Annotated in this window: 12 protein-coding genes and 1 pseudogene; 4 read left to right on the top strand and 9 right to left on the bottom strand. The window is 40.1% G+C overall.

The window, feature by feature from the left end; genetic code table 11:
- Positions 1 to 12: 12 nt before the first annotated feature.
- The gene (locus NWP25_RS14885; protein WP_280651552.1) at positions 13 to 1,467 is read right to left on the bottom strand and encodes an efflux RND transporter periplasmic adaptor subunit; all 1,455 of its coding nucleotides are present in this window, start codon (positions 1,465 to 1,467) and stop codon (positions 13 to 15) included.
- A gap of 479 nt (positions 1,468 to 1,946) precedes the next feature.
- Between NWP25_RS14885 and NWP25_RS14880 the strand changes: the two genes are divergently transcribed.
- On the top strand, positions 1,947 to 2,483 hold the full coding sequence (locus NWP25_RS14880) for a phycobiliprotein lyase (RefSeq protein ID WP_280651551.1): 537 nt from the start codon (positions 1,947 to 1,949) through the stop codon (positions 2,481 to 2,483).
- A gap of 17 nt (positions 2,484 to 2,500) precedes the next feature.
- On the opposite strand, the gene NWP25_RS14875 is transcribed toward NWP25_RS14880, so the two are convergent.
- Together NWP25_RS14875 and NWP25_RS14870 are read right to left on the bottom strand one after the other, a co-directional pair.
- Entirely contained in the window at positions 2,501 to 4,210 is a 1,710-nt protein-coding gene (locus NWP25_RS14875) for a diflavin flavoprotein (RefSeq protein ID WP_280699684.1), read from the bottom strand.
- Positions 4,211 to 4,299: 89 nt separating this feature from the next.
- On the bottom strand, positions 4,300 to 6,024 hold the full coding sequence (locus tag NWP25_RS14870; protein ID WP_280651549.1) for a diflavin flavoprotein: 1,725 nt from the start codon (positions 6,022 to 6,024) through the stop codon (positions 4,300 to 4,302).
- A gap of 404 nt (positions 6,025 to 6,428) precedes the next feature.
- On the opposite strand from NWP25_RS14870, the gene NWP25_RS14865 reads away from it, so the two are divergent.
- A complete protein-coding gene (locus NWP25_RS14865) occupies positions 6,429 to 7,199 on the top strand; it encodes a pantothenate kinase (protein ID WP_280651609.1) in 771 nt (256 codons plus the stop codon).
- A gap of 89 nt (positions 7,200 to 7,288) precedes the next feature.
- Here NWP25_RS14865 and NWP25_RS18570 read toward each other — a convergent pair whose 3' ends face one another.
- From NWP25_RS18570 to NWP25_RS14855, 3 genes are all read right to left on the bottom strand, one after another.
- On the bottom strand, positions 7,289 to 7,495 hold the full coding sequence (locus NWP25_RS18570; RefSeq protein ID WP_313958981.1) for a hypothetical protein: 207 nt from the start codon (positions 7,493 to 7,495) through the stop codon (positions 7,289 to 7,291).
- Positions 7,496 to 7,534: 39 nt separating this feature from the next.
- On the bottom strand, positions 7,535 to 8,056 hold the full coding sequence (locus tag NWP25_RS18565; protein WP_313958982.1) for an alpha/beta fold hydrolase: 522 nt from the start codon (positions 8,054 to 8,056) through the stop codon (positions 7,535 to 7,537).
- A 100-nt stretch (positions 8,057 to 8,156) separates the two neighbouring features.
- On the bottom strand, positions 8,157 to 8,651 hold the full coding sequence (locus NWP25_RS14855; RefSeq protein WP_280699683.1) for an NUDIX hydrolase: 495 nt from the start codon (positions 8,649 to 8,651) through the stop codon (positions 8,157 to 8,159).
- A gap of 464 nt (positions 8,652 to 9,115) precedes the next feature.
- Here NWP25_RS14855 and NWP25_RS14850 point away from each other — a divergent pair, with 464 nt between their 5' ends.
- Entirely contained in the window at positions 9,116 to 9,280 is a 165-nt protein-coding gene (locus tag NWP25_RS14850) for a hypothetical protein (RefSeq protein WP_280651548.1), read from the top strand.
- 164 nt (positions 9,281 to 9,444) lie between these two features.
- On the opposite strand, the gene argH is transcribed toward NWP25_RS14850, so the two are convergent.
- Entirely contained in the window at positions 9,445 to 10,830 is a 1,386-nt protein-coding gene (gene argH / locus NWP25_RS14845; protein WP_280657727.1) for an argininosuccinate lyase, read from the bottom strand.
- Between the two features lie 547 nt (positions 10,831 to 11,377).
- Here argH and NWP25_RS14840 point away from each other — a divergent pair.
- Positions 11,378 to 12,345: pseudogene (locus NWP25_RS14840) on the top strand (IS4 family transposase).
- Positions 12,346 to 12,830: 485 nt separating this feature from the next.
- On the opposite strand, the gene larB reads toward NWP25_RS14840, so the two are convergent.
- Together larB and NWP25_RS14830 are read right to left on the bottom strand one after the other, a co-directional pair.
- The gene (gene larB / locus NWP25_RS14835) at positions 12,831 to 13,619 is read right to left on the bottom strand and encodes a nickel pincer cofactor biosynthesis protein LarB (protein ID WP_280651546.1); all 789 of its coding nucleotides are present in this window, start codon (positions 13,617 to 13,619) and stop codon (positions 12,831 to 12,833) included.
- Positions 13,620 to 13,655: 36 nt separating this feature from the next.
- A complete protein-coding gene (locus NWP25_RS14830; protein WP_280688565.1) occupies positions 13,656 to 15,440 on the bottom strand; it encodes an ABC transporter substrate-binding protein in 1,785 nt (594 codons plus the stop codon).
- Positions 15,441 to 15,476 lie beyond the last annotated feature (36 nt).

Raw genomic sequence — 15,476 nt, 5'->3', positions numbered from 1 at the left:
CGTTCTGGGCTTTTAATTTTTAATGTTTCCGGAGGTTGATTCGATTGTTTCTGATAAGGCGGAAAGAACTACAGGTTCACCCTCTTGTAATGGTCTACTACTACGGGCAATGTAACGTTCCCCGGCTTGCAAGCCAGATACAATTTCTACTTTGCCATCGGCTTTATTACCTAAAGTAACAACACGGGCAGTAGCTTTGGTTTCACCTTCTGTTTCTGTAATTAGGAAGACTTTACCACTAGTATCTTCTCTGGACTGAGAAGAATTATTGTTGTTTGCTGCTTTTTGAATGGCTGCTGCTGATACCACTACTCGCTGTGATGTTTGGGTTTCAAATTTAACTCTTGCCAGGAGTCCACTACCTATTTTGTTGTTATTGTTGGGAATTACTATTTCTACGGGAATTAAACGAGCAATGGCATCGGCAGATGGAGAGATGCGTGTAACTCTGCCAATTAATGATTCGTTGGGGAAGGCATCCAAGCTGACTTGTACGGATTGTCCAATTTGAATTTGCGACAGTTCTAATTCGGAAACTTCTACTACGACTTTGATGCGGCTAAAGTCGGCAATCTGTAGGACTTCGTTTCCTGGTTGGAGTAAATTACCTGGTTCTGTGATTCTTTGTGTAATTACACCTGTGATGGGGGAGATTAAACGAGCGTAGGATCTGCGCTCCTGAAATTGAGCAACTACGGCTTGTTGTGCTATTACTCTACCTTGGGCGGCGGCGACGGCTTGCTGTTCTGTGCGTACTCGTTCTTCCGCTGCTCGTAGTGATTGGAGTGCTGTTTTTGCTTTGGTGCGTGTTTGTTCGGCGGTTTGTTGGGCAATGGCACCGACTTGAAACAGTTCTTGTTGTCGTTTTGAGTCTGCTTCGGCTTGGATTAGTTCTAATCGCGCTTTTTCAACTTCTGCACGGGCATTACTGACTTGAGTTTGTGCCCTAGCTACTTCTGATTTCAGGGCTGCTAGTTCTGCTTCTGCTTGTTTTAATGATTTTAATAACAGTGCATCATCTAAAAATCCGACTTTTTGCCCTTGCTTCACCTTGTCGCCTAAGCCTAAGTTCAAGGCTAATAACCTTCCTTCTACTTGCGATCGCAATGATACGGTGCGATATGGTGTGGTATTACCTGTATAAGTCGGTTGGAGTTGCAATAAGCCAGTGCGGGCGATCGCTACGTCTACGGCTGTTGCTTTGTTAGAATTTGCTCCTTGACCGCGTTGTTGAGGTTGGGCTTGAGCAGATTGTTTGGGTATTGATGTACAACTGACGGTCAATAGTCCAATACCTAGTAAATAAGTAATGAGTAAGACTCGTATGGACAAGGGACTATTAGCTGTTTGTGTTGTTTGTTTTGTTGGTGAAGTTGAATGTAATTGGCAATTAATTACCTGATTTAAGGAGCCTTGATAGCTTGGTAATTGTGCCTGTTTCTTAGGCATTTTTTTCTCCAAAATCATTTATTTTGCCTTTTATGGGTAGTTATTGGCTGCAAGGGCTTGTGTATTTGAAGGTAATGTGAGGTAGATATCAGTAACTTTTTAGAAGCATAAATACATCAAGGTCCTCTGATAGCTTGTTTTGCTTTTTTGTTGATTGTTTGAGTCTATCGAATATTTACTATTATGTTGCTTATGCAACAAGTAAATATTTTTTAACACTGATGAAAATTACGTTCTAAGTATAACTCTTTGCTCGTGAGCTAGTTTTTACTCCTTGGTTTATTAATTGAGAATAGTGATTTCCAGGAATTTTTGAGATTTCTGGTGGCAAATTAAGCAACATAAACTTATAAAACTTATTTTTACATAAATATACATAATACTGCAAATTTGATGGTATCTTTGGATATCATTAAAATTTATAACTAAACATTGTGTTTTATCTCGATGTATTATATGGGTAATTCTAATTTTTGCTCAGGCGAGGACAATTAAGAGTGACTTCACCGCTAAAATTTGCACAAACCGTTAATGAATCCCAGATTGCAGAGTTTTTTCAAGAATCAGTTGGTCAGTGGCGCTCTGAAAGACGCTACTATACTTTGCCAGAGGGTGAAACGAAGGAAATGGAAAGTCTAATCACTATCCGGTTTTTAACAGAAGGATGTGATGAATTGCAAAATCTCGGTCAGATGCACGATTTGGCAAAGTCCATGAGTTTAATTTGTGGTGCAGAGGTTACCTGGGACAGTAGAAATGTCCTAAAGGGTAGAAAGGAGTCTCAAGGTTCGACACTATTTGGGGTCTCGGGTAATATTTTGTATCGCGATCGCGGTTTTGCTACTTCTAAACCAGTTACGGCTAAATATTATTTCTCCAACACTAAAACATTATGTTTGCGAACTGAGTATAACGGTTCAGTCTTTGAGGAGGAGTTAAAGTTGATTGGGAGTAAATATCGGACCAGACAAACAATTATTTCTCGTGCTGGTGAGCAGTTGATGATTGGTCAATATTTAGAAAAGAGAATTTAAGGGTAATGGGGAGGAAATTAATAGTGACTTCCCGTTTTGCGTTGATGGACGGCTGTGACACCATCTGATTTTAAAACTTTGCCACTGTCTACGGTTGCATACACGATCCAGTGATCACCAGATTCCATTCGGGTTTGCACAGAACATTCTAGGTATGCTAGGGAATCTGTGAGGATGGGTGCGCCGTTTTCAGATTTTTCGGCGGGGACATTGGCAAATCGGTCTTCTCCAGGGCCAAAAGGTTTGAGGAACTGTTTCATCAAGCCGATGTGATTGCCTTCTTGGAGAATGTTCAGGACAAACTTATTACCTGAGTGCATAAGCATTTCTAATGCCCGGTCTTTAGCCACGGCTATAGTTAAACCAGGTGGATTAAAGCTAGCTTGAGAAACCCATGAGGCTAACATGGCACTGGATATGTCGCCTTCTTTGGCTGTAACGACGCAAAGGGAACCGACGATGCGACCCACTGCTTGTTCTAAATTTGTAGCTGGAAGACTGGGTACTCGAACTTTTTTGGCTTTTTTCAACCCTTGGGCAAAGTCGGTTGCTGCTTCTTCACACATTTGTAAGGTGACATCGTTGGGTTTAAATTTGACACGAATGGTATCAAAACCGAATTTGTAGCCTGCGTCTTTGAGTTTGTTTTCTATTAAATCTACTGCTTCTCCACTCCAGCCAAAAGAACCGAAGACACCGGCAAGTTTATTGTTAGTGGCGGTAGATAGAACTATTCCTAGGGCTGTTTGTACTGGTGTGGGGGCGTGGCCGCCAAGGGTGGGTGAACCGATAATGAAACCAGCAGATTTTTCTACGGCTGTGCGGATTTCTTCTGGTTCTGTAAATTCACAGTTGATTGATTCTACTGCTACGCCTGCTTTGGTAATACCATGAGCGATGGCTTGTGCTAAAGTGGCGGTATTTCCATAGGCTGATGCATAAATCAGTGCTACTGTCAAGTCACATGCAGCTGAGGAAATCCATTGGTAATAAGCTTTGGTGAGTTCGATTAAGCCATAACGCACTATGGGGCCATGTCCAGTGGCATAGACTCTGATGGGTAAATCAGCGATTTTATCTAGTGCTGTTTCTATTTGCCGGGGGTGGGGAGCCATGAGGCAATCGAAATAATATCGTCGGTCTTCGTTAATGCTTTCCCAGCCTTCATCAAATACCTGATCTCCGCAAATATGAGCCCCAAATAGTTTATCTGAGTAGAGAATTTCTGTTTGTGGATCATAGGTGCAAAGGTGATCTGGATAACGGGGGTTGGGGGTGGGAATGAACTGTAAATTATGACCTTTACCCAAATTGAGAGTTTCTTCCCCCCGCATGACCATTATTGGTAAGTCTTGATTTTCTGAAGCGGTGCGTAAATTTTTAGCCCCCGGATTGGAACAGACAAAGGTCACTTGGGGTGCAAGTTTCCATAAAGCTTTAATAGTGGCGATGCGGTTAGGATTGATATGACCAAGAATTACATAATCAATGGTTTTTAAGTCAATCCGTTTCTGCAAAGCTGCCAGGTAAATTTGGGTAAATGTTTCTCCTGGAGGGTCAATTAGAGCAATTTTATCAGCTTGAATTATATAAGAATTAGCAGTTGTACCTTTGGCAAGGGCATATTCAATTTCAAATCTCAGTCTTGACCAACTACGCGATCGCACTGCTGTCGTGTTGGTAGCAATGGGAAGGATTTGAACGTCGCGGGGTTTGCTTGTTGACATAGCCTTTGGGTATGAGGAATAAGGAGAATTCGTAATTCGTAATTACGAATTCAGTTAGCGAGCGGTGCCTCTTTCAGAGGCATGAGGAATTAGTAATGGTTACCGACTTTACGATGATGGACAGCGGTGAGTGCTTCTGGTTTAGAAACTCGTCCTTGGTAAACGTTGCTGTATACTACCCAATGGTCGCCACAGTCCATTCTACTGACAACTTCACATTCCATGTAGGCTAGGGCATCTGTGAGGATGGGTGCGCCGTTTTCGGCTGGCTGAGTTTTCACACCTTCAAAGCGATCTGCACCGGGAGCGAAGCGCTTTAAGAAGTGTCTCATGAGTTTTTGGTAGTTACCTTCCTCCAAGACGTTGAGGACAAAGCGATCGCCTACTTGCATGAGTGATTCAATGGCTCGGTCTTTGGCTACGGCTATGGATAGTCCCAGGGGCTTGAAGCTGGCTTGAGAAACCCATGAGGCCAACATGGCGCTGGAAACGTCGCCTTTTTTGGCAGTGATAATATATAGTCCCCCACTAATTCTACCTAGTGCTTTATCTAAGTCTACACCCAGGGATTTCATGGCCTTGATGCTGCGATCGCGTGTTACCCATTGTCCTAGGTCTGTGCCTGCTTCTTCACAAAGTTGGTAAGTGTTTTCTGTGGGTGTTTGCTTAATGCGAATGGGGGGGAAAACTGTTGTTAATCCGAAGTTGCGAAATTTATTCAGTAGGGGGTCTATGGGTTCGTCGTCTCCACCGCCCGTTTCAAATATGCCTATGGCTTGTTTTTCTTTGACAGATCCCAGAATAGTGCTGAGTGCAGCTTGGATATTGGCATTACTTGCTGCTGGAGGTGTACCGACCACGATTCCTGTACAACGGCTGACTAATTCCCGCAGTTCTTGTAAATCTACTCCTGAGCTTAAGTCCAAGATTTCTACGGCTACATCAGTTTTACTGATACCTTTGGCAATTGCTTGGGCGAGGCGATCACTATAACCGTATTCTGAGACGTAAAATATCCCCACACAGTTTTCTGCTTTGGTTTGGCTTTGGCTCCAAGTGCGGTAACGTCCGGTTAACTCTTGGATATTGTAAGATAATAGGGGTCCGTGACCAGTGGCTATGATATTGATGGTTTTCAGTTCTGCCATGCGCTTGAGTGCGGATAAAACTGATCTGGCATTGGGACCCATTAAGCAGTCATAGTAATATTTAAAGTCCGCTTCGATTTTTGCCAAATCTTTGTCAAAGGTACTATCCGAGCAATAATGCAGCCCAAAAGCATCACATGTGTAGAGAATTTTGGTTTTGTGATCGAAGCTGAATATGGTGTCTGGCCAGTGTAGATTTGGGGCGATGACAAATTCAAATTCGTGACCATGGCCTAAATCTAAGCGATCGCCATTTTTGACTATTTGGCGTTTGAATGGCCGATGTAATAAACTTTCTAGAAACTGGATTGCTACTTTAGAAGCGACAACTGTAATTTCTGGAGCCATTTCCAGCAAATCTTTGACTAAGCCGCTATGATCAGGCTCGGTATGGCTAATAATCAGATAATCAATTTCTCTGGGATTGATTAATCCTGTGAGGGTATTAAAATATAACTCGCGAAACTTTGCGTGAGAGGTGTCAACTAGGCCAGTTTGCTCACCGCGAATTAGAAACGAGTTATAAGTTGTACCGTTTTGCAGACCGAATTCTATATCAAAGCGATCGCGATCCCAGTCTAAAGAACGAATTGCCGTGGTTTCTTGAGCAATTTCCACAGTCTCTATGGTGAGCCGTTTTGCTGTTTTTTCGGTAAGTGCTACCATAGTTGCCCTCCTTGACACAATGAGTATATTTTCCTCTGATTCTATTGTTACCATACTTTAGCAGGAGGGTGAAAGTCCTACCAGAAGCAGGAACGTAGTTGGGTACTTTGTGCTTTGGACAGGGGATGAAATGGGAGACGCCAGGCTTTAGAGTCAGGAACTGGTCAAGGAACTCTGTGAGTACTATTCCACGAAATTTGTTGAATCAGAGGAATCCCACACCAGTAAAGCTAGTTTTTTAGATGGTGATTTTCTGGCCATTTTCGGCGCAAAACCTGAAGGGTGGGTATCAAGTGGAAACTGAAACAGGAAAAGTTATTAACGCTGACTTAAATGGGGGTGCGAATATACTTCGCAAAGTAGGGAGTGTGAAACCAAAAATAGGCAGAGGAAAGAGAGAGAATATTTGGTTAGCTTTGGAAATTGGTAATTCCCGGCTGCACTGGGGGTTATTTAGAGATAAAAGCCTGGATTACACTTGGGATACTGACCATTTGAGTGAATGTCAAACAATAAATGATTTACCAGCAGAACTTTTGCATTTCAGTATCTCTAGGGAAGTAGGCGAAAAAATCTCTTTTCATACTCCTATTTTTTTAGCTTCCGTTGTTCCCCATCAAACAAAGCTTTGGCAAACTCATCCTCATGTACGTGTGATTGCTTTGGAGCAAATCCCGCTATTGAATATGTATCCTACTTTGGGAATTGACCGGGCCTTAGCTTTGTGGGGAGCTGGAAAAACTTGGGGTTTTCCGATGCTAGTCATTGATGCTGGGACTGCACTAACTTTTACAGGTGCAGATGGTCATCAGTCTTTAGTTGGGGGTGCAATTATGCCGGGTATAGGTTTACAGTTTACTACTCTCAGTGAAAAAACAGGACAATTGCCACAGGTAAAAACCGAGATTATGTCTTTACCTCGACGCTTTAGCCTAAATACACAAGAGGCGATTCAAAGTGGAATTATTTACACTGTGTTAGCTGGAATTAAGGATTTTATTGCCGCTTGGTGGCAGTTATTTCCTGAAAGCAAAATTGTTCTTAAAGGTGGGGATGCCATTTTAGTGGTAAGACATCTAAGATTTCTGTTTCCGGAAATTGCAGAGAATTTAATTTTGGAACCAAACTTAACTTTTTGGGGTATGTGGGAAATAGTCAGTTTAATTCTTGATTGATAGTTGGTAATTACTAGTCTTAAAAGTAAAAAATTGGAGATTTGCTTAGGAAATGCCAATTAAAGTTAATCCTTGTAAAAAACACATCGCTAATTGACTACAAAATTCAAATTAGCCATGACAAAACTATGGATATATCTAGCTACAATTCCATCACAAAAAACAGGTAAATCATTGCCAGCCTGGGCACTAATTTTTAACTCAACTTGAGGCAAAAGTTTAGTGTAGGTATGACCTTGAACTACCACATCTAGTGAGTCTTGCCGGCCTTGCAAAATTAAAACTTGAACCTGCATGAGGTGCAATCTTTAATGTAGTAATTCTGCTTCGATTTCTCACTGCTGCCTTTGGAATAATAATTGACATGCGGCAGAATTTTCTAACAATTGCCTACGCAAATTAAAATGTTTGTCGATTTTGTCTTTTAAGCTGGTAATTTTACATAAAGGTGCAAATATTTGGAATATTTGTGAGATTATTCGTGTAATTCTCATTATTTTTTGCATTTTCCGCCAATATCTTTTTTCTCCTTCTGTGCCTACACCTTCTGGCGCTAGTAAGACTAAACCACTAACTTCGTCTGGATATTTTAAAGCATAGCTAGCTGCAATCCAAGCGCCAAGAGAATAGCCCAATAAGTATACTTTTTTGAGTCGCAGAGCTTTAATAAATTCAGAAATCCACTCTGCCTGTAAATCAATTGAGTGATGAAAATCAGGATTTTCTGACTCACCAAACTCTAATAAATCTGGTACTAGAAAATGAAAATTATCAGATAATGAATCAATGACTGATACCCACTGGCCGCTATCATTCCAAGCACCATGTAAAAAAAAATGCAGGGATGCCCACCCCACTTTGTCGCCAAAATAACAGCCATTGAAAAAGTTTCTTCCGGGAATTACGGAATAGGGTATCGATTTTTATTCAACGTTAAATGTCAAATTCAAAACATTTTTACGCCAGTGTCGTCAAGCCATTCAAGTAGTCTTGCAACTGCCTAGTGTGGTCATGAGACATTTTTCCCGGGGGTAAAGAGTCAGGAAGAAAAGCTTGGATTTCCATAACTTCTAAGCTATCTTGAATTTCCATTTTTCCTTGAACTTTTGCTTCAACTACAATACATATTGAATGAATGCGAGGATCACGGTCAGGTGACGAGTAAACTCCTACCAAACGGGTAATTTTTACTAACTCCAATCCAGTTTCTTCTATCAATTCTCGGTAGACTGTTTGAGGAATATCTTCCCCCCAGTCGACCATGCCTCCAGGTAATGCCCAACAGCCATCATCGCGCCGCTTAATCAGTACAATTCGGCCGTCTGGCAAGATGGGAATGATACTAGCGCCAGTAATGGGATGACGGAAAATGATACCCAATACTGTTTGTCCTACACGCCACAAGTTACGTGTAGATTGGAAAATTCTCCTCAAGAAAGCATTAACGTTCAAACTTAACTTATATATGCCTATTGTTTTTTCTAATTTCCCACTACTTACATAAAGCTGCTCATTATACGATTGATTTTTTTGTAACACAAATATGTCCGTAGTTGAGGATTTGATGTTAATAACTTCCGTATAGTATATCAAGCTTCTGATTTATTGCCAAAAATTTTAAAAAATTGTATTAATTTATACAATTTTTTAAGCTGGATAATTTACATTGTTTCGATGTAAATTCAGAAAATCCGTAATATGTTACCCAGACCAATTGACCAAAAAATAGCTTGGGATGAGATAAATGATTCTGAGTAGTATTGACGTAAATAAATTGAATACGATAGACTAGTATATTGTTAAATATGTAGATTGCTGAAACTAGGCCAAAAGTATATCAATGACATCATAAGTAGCTGATATGGCTTATGTGATTCCTAGTTAGACTTTTTTGTTGTTTATTAAATGAGGTGAATATGGCCAAGCGCCGTAACCCGAAAAAAGAAAAGGCGCTACGGAACCAGGCGTATGCCAGAAAGTTTCGTAAACGAACTACTACAGGAAGAATGCAGAGAAGGTTCCAACAAAGATCTCCCAAGGGTGAGGAAGAAGAAGAGGCAGCAGCAGCTGATACTGAGTAAGCCGATACTTTTTCGCTAACTTAAGGTCAACAAATACATAGGTTGAGATTCTCTCTGGACTAAGGCCTATCAAGCAATGCGCGAAGATAAATTCCTCGCGCACTATTTGGGTAGCCATTCATGGTCAAACCATTTATCCGGGATTTTTTGGCTGATGCCAGTTTTTATTCAGTTATTTGAGCGCGGGCTGTAGCAATTGCCTGATTGACCTGTGCAAAACCTGTGCCACCGTAACTGTTGCGTGCTGCTACAACTTGACGGGGAGATATTGCTTCGTAGATATCTGTGGCAAATGCTGGGTGCAGTTGTTGCCATTCTTCTGGGGTCAAATCTTTCAAGAGTTTACCTGCGGCAATACTGGTTTTTACTACTTTGCCTACAAGATTATAAGCTTCTCGGAAAGGCACACCCTTAGCAGCTAAATAATCTGCTACATCTGTAGCATTGGAGAAATCTTCAGCTACGGCTGCTGCTAAACGGTGGGTGCGAAATTCCAAGCCTTCCTGCAACAATATTGTCATTGCTGCCAAAGAGGCTTTAATGGTGTTAACGCTGTCAAATAAACCTTCTTTATCTTCTTGAAGGTCTTTGTTATATGCCAGAGGTAGACCTTTCATAATTACCAGCATTGCTTGGAGATGACCAAACACCCGCCCAGTTTTTCCTCGAACCAATTCTGGTACGTCTGGGTTTTTCTTTTGAGGCATAATGCTGGAACCAGTGGCGCAGCTATCTTTGAGGGTGACAAAACCAAATTCTTCAGATGACCAAAGAATAACTTCTTCTGCAAGACGGCTGAGGTGAACCATAATTAAGCTAGCAGCACAGAGAAATTCAATTGCAAAGTCGCGATCGCTGACTGCATCTAAGCTGTTAGCATAAATATTGTCAAAATTCAACAGTTGGGCTGTGTAATGTCTGTCAATGGGGAAAGTTGTTCCTGCTAATGCACCACAACCCAGGGGGGAAATGTTCACCCTTGGGGTTATATCTCTGAGGCGTTCCCAGTCCCGTTGTGCCATTTGGAAGTAGGCTAAGAGGTGATGAGCTAAACTCACGGGTTGGGCGCGTTGTAGGTGAGTATAACCGGGAATTAGAGTTTCAATGTGCTGTTGGGCTATATCCAGCAATACATTTTGGAATTCCCGCAGTTGGCTACGGATTTCTTGAATTTGGTCGCGGAGATAAAGTCTGGTATCAGTGCCAACTTGGTCATTACGTGAGCGCGCAGTATGGAGTTTTTTACCTACATCACCAACAATTTCTGTCAATCGCCGTTCCACGGCAAAATGTACATCTTCCGCATCAATCCCCGGATTAAATTTGCCTTGGCGGTGTTCTTGGCGAATTTGTTCTAAACCTGCTACAAGTTGTTCACCTTCTATAGGGGAAATAATACTTGTGTGGGCTAACATTTTGGCGTGGGCTTGAGAGCCAGTGATATCGTACTCGATTAGTTCGATATCGAAGCCGATACTAGCATTAAAACGAGCGATGGCCGGATGCAATGCTGATTCAAATCGTTGACTCCAGGTTTGTTCTTTGGTCATAAATTATCAGGGTAATGGGGAGTGGTCATTGATGAATAGTTACTAGAAATATTTGACTATATTTCTAGTTTTGTAAGGTGTAAACATTACCGGGCTAACTACAAGCCCGTCTATTGAGTTTCTATCAAAGATAGAATCCCCGACTACCTTTCTTGATATATTTAGGGAATTGTTTAAATCTGTTGAATATTTTTCCCAGATTTCGACCTAAATCTACGTCTCTTAATCTTAATTATTTTGCCTAAATATTGCCCATGCTTTTTGATGGGTTGAAATTCAGAAAACTACATTATTCGTTTCACCTTAATTCCAAGAAGTTTAGCTTTATATTCTAATTGTTGGATAAATCGACCATGAGGAATACTGATAAAATTTACATTGCTTTTGCTTCCTAATTTTATTTGTATTTATTACTATTATCTCACAGTTTTTTTTATAAATCAAATATTAGTGCTCATAAGTATTGAATGTTAACAAAAAGCTGATAAAAATAACCCAAAGTATGTTAAGTTTTGGGCGAAGTATTAGAATATCTTAATCAGCGGTAATTACAAACTCATTTCCCAAAATTGTCAAATATATCTTGAGCAAACTGCCTAAAAAGGATTATCCAGTATTGAACAGCCCTCTGTTCTTTGAGTTTTGGCTATCTTATCTATTGGATAATAGCCTCACAAGTATGCGAGATTTATTTAAGAGACTTAATGATACGGGGTTTGAAGTAGATATTTCTACTTTTTCCAAAGCCAACTTCCATCGCAGTCAAAAACCATTCCAAGAAATTTATAAAAAATTAAACGAGTTAGTACAAAGTAAAACTCACAAAAAATTACATGATAAATATGCTATTTTTCCAATTGATTCGACAATTATTACATTGACAAGTAAGTTTTTATAGGTGCTAGGTCATCACCAAGTCAAACTTTTTAGTTCGCTGAATTTAGCTACAGGAAGTCCAGAAGATAACCTCATAAACTTTGGGAATAAACATGATTATAAATTCCGCTCAACAATGATATCAAATTTACCAGAAAATGCTGTAGGAGTAATAGATAGAGAGTTCGCTGGATTAAAATTTATTCGAGAATTAGTTCAGGAGAAAAAATATTTTGTTCTGCAAATAAAGAATAATTGGAAACTAGAATTTGAAGAATCAACTGACTTAGTTAAAATTGGTGCATCTGATGATGCTCAAGCCTATAGGGTAGTTAACTTTTGTGATTTAGAAACGAAAACTGAGTTTCGTTTAGTAACTAATTTACCTGGGTCTGGAGAAGCCGCAGTTAGTGATGATGAAATCAGAGATATTTATCAATTCCCTTGGTTAGTCCAATTGTTGTGGAAGTTTTAAAAATGCACTTAAAGCTTGACAAATTAATTACCAAGAACGTCAATAGCATTACGATACAAATATATGTGAGTTTGATAGCTTATCTCATTTTACAGCTTTCATGTATTCCTCAACAATGGGGAAACACACTATTAGATAAAATTCGCTATATTCATTGGTTTTAGGACATAATGTTATGTTGACAATTTCACGCTTTGTAGACTTATTATAATCAACAATGTAAAGTTTTGTATCAACATTCAACGTTTCTGGTTGCAGTGCTTTGTCTCTGGATTTATTGCGTAATGCAATTTTTGCTTTTCATGGTCGTCAATTTGTGAATCCCACTTTGTAAAATTACTTCAGAAGTTAATACTAAAGAAAATCTTACTCCGGCTCTAGAAAAACGTCCAGAAAATCCATTAATTGAACCTATGGAAGCTAATCAAGAAATCTTTATGGAATTCATGAATAATCAAGAGTTTAAAGCTGTTGTATTTGAGGAATTATTATCTATTATTCATAATACCATCAAGGATGTAGCTTAGAGGTTGTTTTATAACTTTTCAACAGGTAATTTTCATCTTAGGGAACGGGTAATTATTCTCAGTGATGTTACTATTGTGTCTTGTCTTTTCTACTCTGGAAGAAACTACTCTACAGCAACAACTCAAGGTGTACCGGACAACATCCGTAATTTCTCAGCTGTTCGCAAAATTTGTCCAGCTAAGACAGCAGCACCAAATCCATTGTCGATATTCACTACACCTACACCAGCTGCACAGGAATTCAGCATTGTTAATAGGGGGGCTAAACCACTAAAATTCGCCCCATAACCGATGCTAGTAGGAACAGCAATTATGGGACAATCTGCTAAACCTGCGACGACGCTGGGTAAAGCGCCTTCCATACCGGCGACGACGATGAGAACTGATGATGATTCAATGACATGGCGATTACTTAGTAAGCGGTGAATTCCAGCAACACCCACATCCCAAAGACGCTGGACACGAAACCCAGACAGTTCTGCTGTGACAGCTGCTTCCTCAGCTACGGCTAAATCCGCAGTACCAGCAGAGAGAATACCAATTAATCCGCCAATTTTTGGTTGGATGTTTAGGGGAGTAATGGCGCAAATGCGCGCTAGTTCGTAATACCGTAAATCTGGAATTTTGAGTTGCAGTACATTGTAAACTGCGGGTTCGATGCGGGTTGCCATTACTACCGGGTTACGGAGACGCATTACCTCTATAATCTGAGCGATTTGTTTGGGAGTTTTACCTGGACCCCAAATTACTTCAGGAAAACCAGTTCTGAGTTGGCGATGGTGGTCAATTTTCGCAAATTCACCCACTGGTTCATAGGTTAAATCTTTGAGTGAGTCTAAGGCTTGGTCTGGGGTCAGTTTACCATTGGCAACTGATTGAAGAAGCGATCGCAAGTTTTCAGGGTTAGTCACGGTAGTTCGTAAAATAGTCTTGTGTTTTTATATTGCTTAATTAATAATCTTGATCTCATGAATATTCCAAAATGCGCCGCCTAAAGCTGAGTATTGAATACCTGTAAACTTATTACGCACTGCTGATAATGAGTAAGGGTTAACTAAATAAATGAAGGGTAAATTTTCTTGGGTAATTTTCTGGGTTTCGGCATAAATTGCTTTTCGTTTGGCTGGATCTAATTCCCTGGCTGCTTGGATGTAAAGTTGACCGATTTTGGCTTCCCAAGGAGCGATTTCCCAACCTTCTATGGGTTTTTGTCCAGCTTGGGGTTTTTGATTAAACATATGTAATCCGCCTTCTGGTGACCAGACGTTAGCGCCGCTATTGGGTTCTAAACCACCGGTTAATCCTAGTAATGAAGCATCCCAGTCAAGAGTATTAGAAAGTTTATCTATGTAAGTATTCCATGCTAATGGTGTGAAATCAACTTCCATACCAATTTGGCCTAAATCTTGTTTAATTTGCGCTCCCATTGCTTCGCGTATTTTGTTACCTGCGTTGGTGAGTAAAGTGAAACGAATGCTATTACCTTGAGCATCTAATAGTTTGCCTTGGTCATTGTATTGAAATCCAGCTTTCTTTAACAATGCCTTAGCTTTTTCGGGGTTGTAATCATAAGTTTTTAGTCCTTCTTTTGGGGAAAGATAAAAGGGGCTTTGTATGGTGATTGGGGAATCTTGGGTTTGACCTAAGCCACGAAAAGTATTATTAATCATGGTTTGACGGTCAATAGCATAAGCTACTGCTTGGCGAAATTCAACTGTATTAAACCAACGTGATTTAATGGGATTTACCAGTGGTTTACCGTCTTTCTTACCTTTGTTGAGATTAAAGAAAACAAAAGATGTGCCGGTGGCTGGGCCGCCGTTGTAGATTGTGAAATTACCTTGTTTCTCTTGCTTTTTTAACAAAGAAAAGTAATCTGGTGTAACTCCTATAGTATCTAAACTACCAGAACGAAATTGCAGTAATGAAGTATCTGTGGATTCAACAATAGGCCATACTATTCGTTCAATGTAAGGTTGAGATTCTCCTTCCAGTCTTTGACGCCAATAGTAGGGGTTACGTTGGAAAATTACACGTTGACTTGTGTGATAACTCTCCAGTTTGTAGGGGCCATTGACGACAATTTCATCTACAGGAGTATCAACGCCCCACTTGCTGAGAAATATTGGCTTACCTTCTTGGTCTTTTGTTTTGATAGATTCTTTGAGGCTATGGGCTGGTAAAATTGGTATTCCTAAACTACCTAAAAAAGGGGCAAATGGTTCTGGAGTGGTGAATTTAACCCGTCGGTTATCAATTTTTTGTACATTAGGTAATGATCGACTTTCACCAATCCTGAGAATATCTCTAGCGTCTGTGGGAATTGCTTCGTTCAGGTAAATTTCGTTGTAGGTAAAAACAACATCATCTACTGTTAGTGGTTGTCCATCAGACCACTTTAAACCTGATCTGAGAGTAAAGATAAATCCCAAGTTATCATCTGTAGTTTCCCATGATTCTGCTAAGTTTGGCTCGATATCACCAGTGATGGGATTTTGGATAGTTAATCCTTCGTAAGTTAAACTAAAAATATTAGGAAATTCTGAACTGAGGGCGTAGTTAAAGGTTTTCGGGTCACTCAGAATGCTGGTTACTAATTGCGGTATTTGAGCAGATTTACTTTTAAAGTTAGACGGGTGGCAACTTGTGATTGTAATTGCTGTCAAGGCAATTATACTGATTAGTAACCAAAAATGTTTGTTGTAATTAGAGATTTTTTTAATTAAGCTCATCCTTTTTCGTTTATTATCATTAGTTGAATGTAACCA

The sequence above is a fragment of the Umezakia ovalisporum Ak1311 genome, from assembly GCF_029891685.1.
Lineage (GTDB): Bacteria > Cyanobacteriota > Cyanobacteriia > Cyanobacteriales > Nostocaceae > Umezakia > Umezakia ovalisporum.
The sequence above is the reverse complement of the archived record's forward strand: the minus strand, read 5'-3'. Positions and strand labels throughout refer to the sequence as shown.

What these genes read in the sequence shown, in the direction of transcription:
- NWP25_RS14885 (WP_280651552.1), bottom strand. Translation starts at nt 1,467, where the DNA reads ATGATTTTGGAGAAAAAAATGCCTAAGAAACAGGCACAATTACCAAGC.
- NWP25_RS14875 (WP_280699684.1), bottom strand. Translation starts at nt 4,210, where the DNA reads ATGTCAACAAGCAAACCCCGCGACGTTCAAATCCTTCCCATTGCTACC.
- NWP25_RS14870 (WP_280651549.1), bottom strand. Translation starts at nt 6,024, where the DNA reads ATGGTAGCACTTACCGAAAAAACAGCAAAACGGCTCACCATAGAGACT.
- NWP25_RS18570 (WP_313958981.1), bottom strand. Translation starts at nt 7,495, where the DNA reads ATGCAGGTTCAAGTTTTAATTTTGCAAGGCCGGCAAGACTCACTAGAT.
- NWP25_RS14850 (WP_280651548.1), top strand. Translation starts at nt 9,116, where the DNA reads ATGGCCAAGCGCCGTAACCCGAAAAAAGAAAAGGCGCTACGGAACCAG.
- argH (WP_280657727.1), bottom strand. Translation starts at nt 10,830, where the DNA reads ATGACCAAAGAACAAACCTGGAGTCAACGATTTGAATCAGCATTGCAT.
- NWP25_RS14830 (WP_280688565.1), bottom strand. Translation starts at nt 15,440, where the DNA reads ATGAGCTTAATTAAAAAAATCTCTAATTACAACAAACATTTTTGGTTA.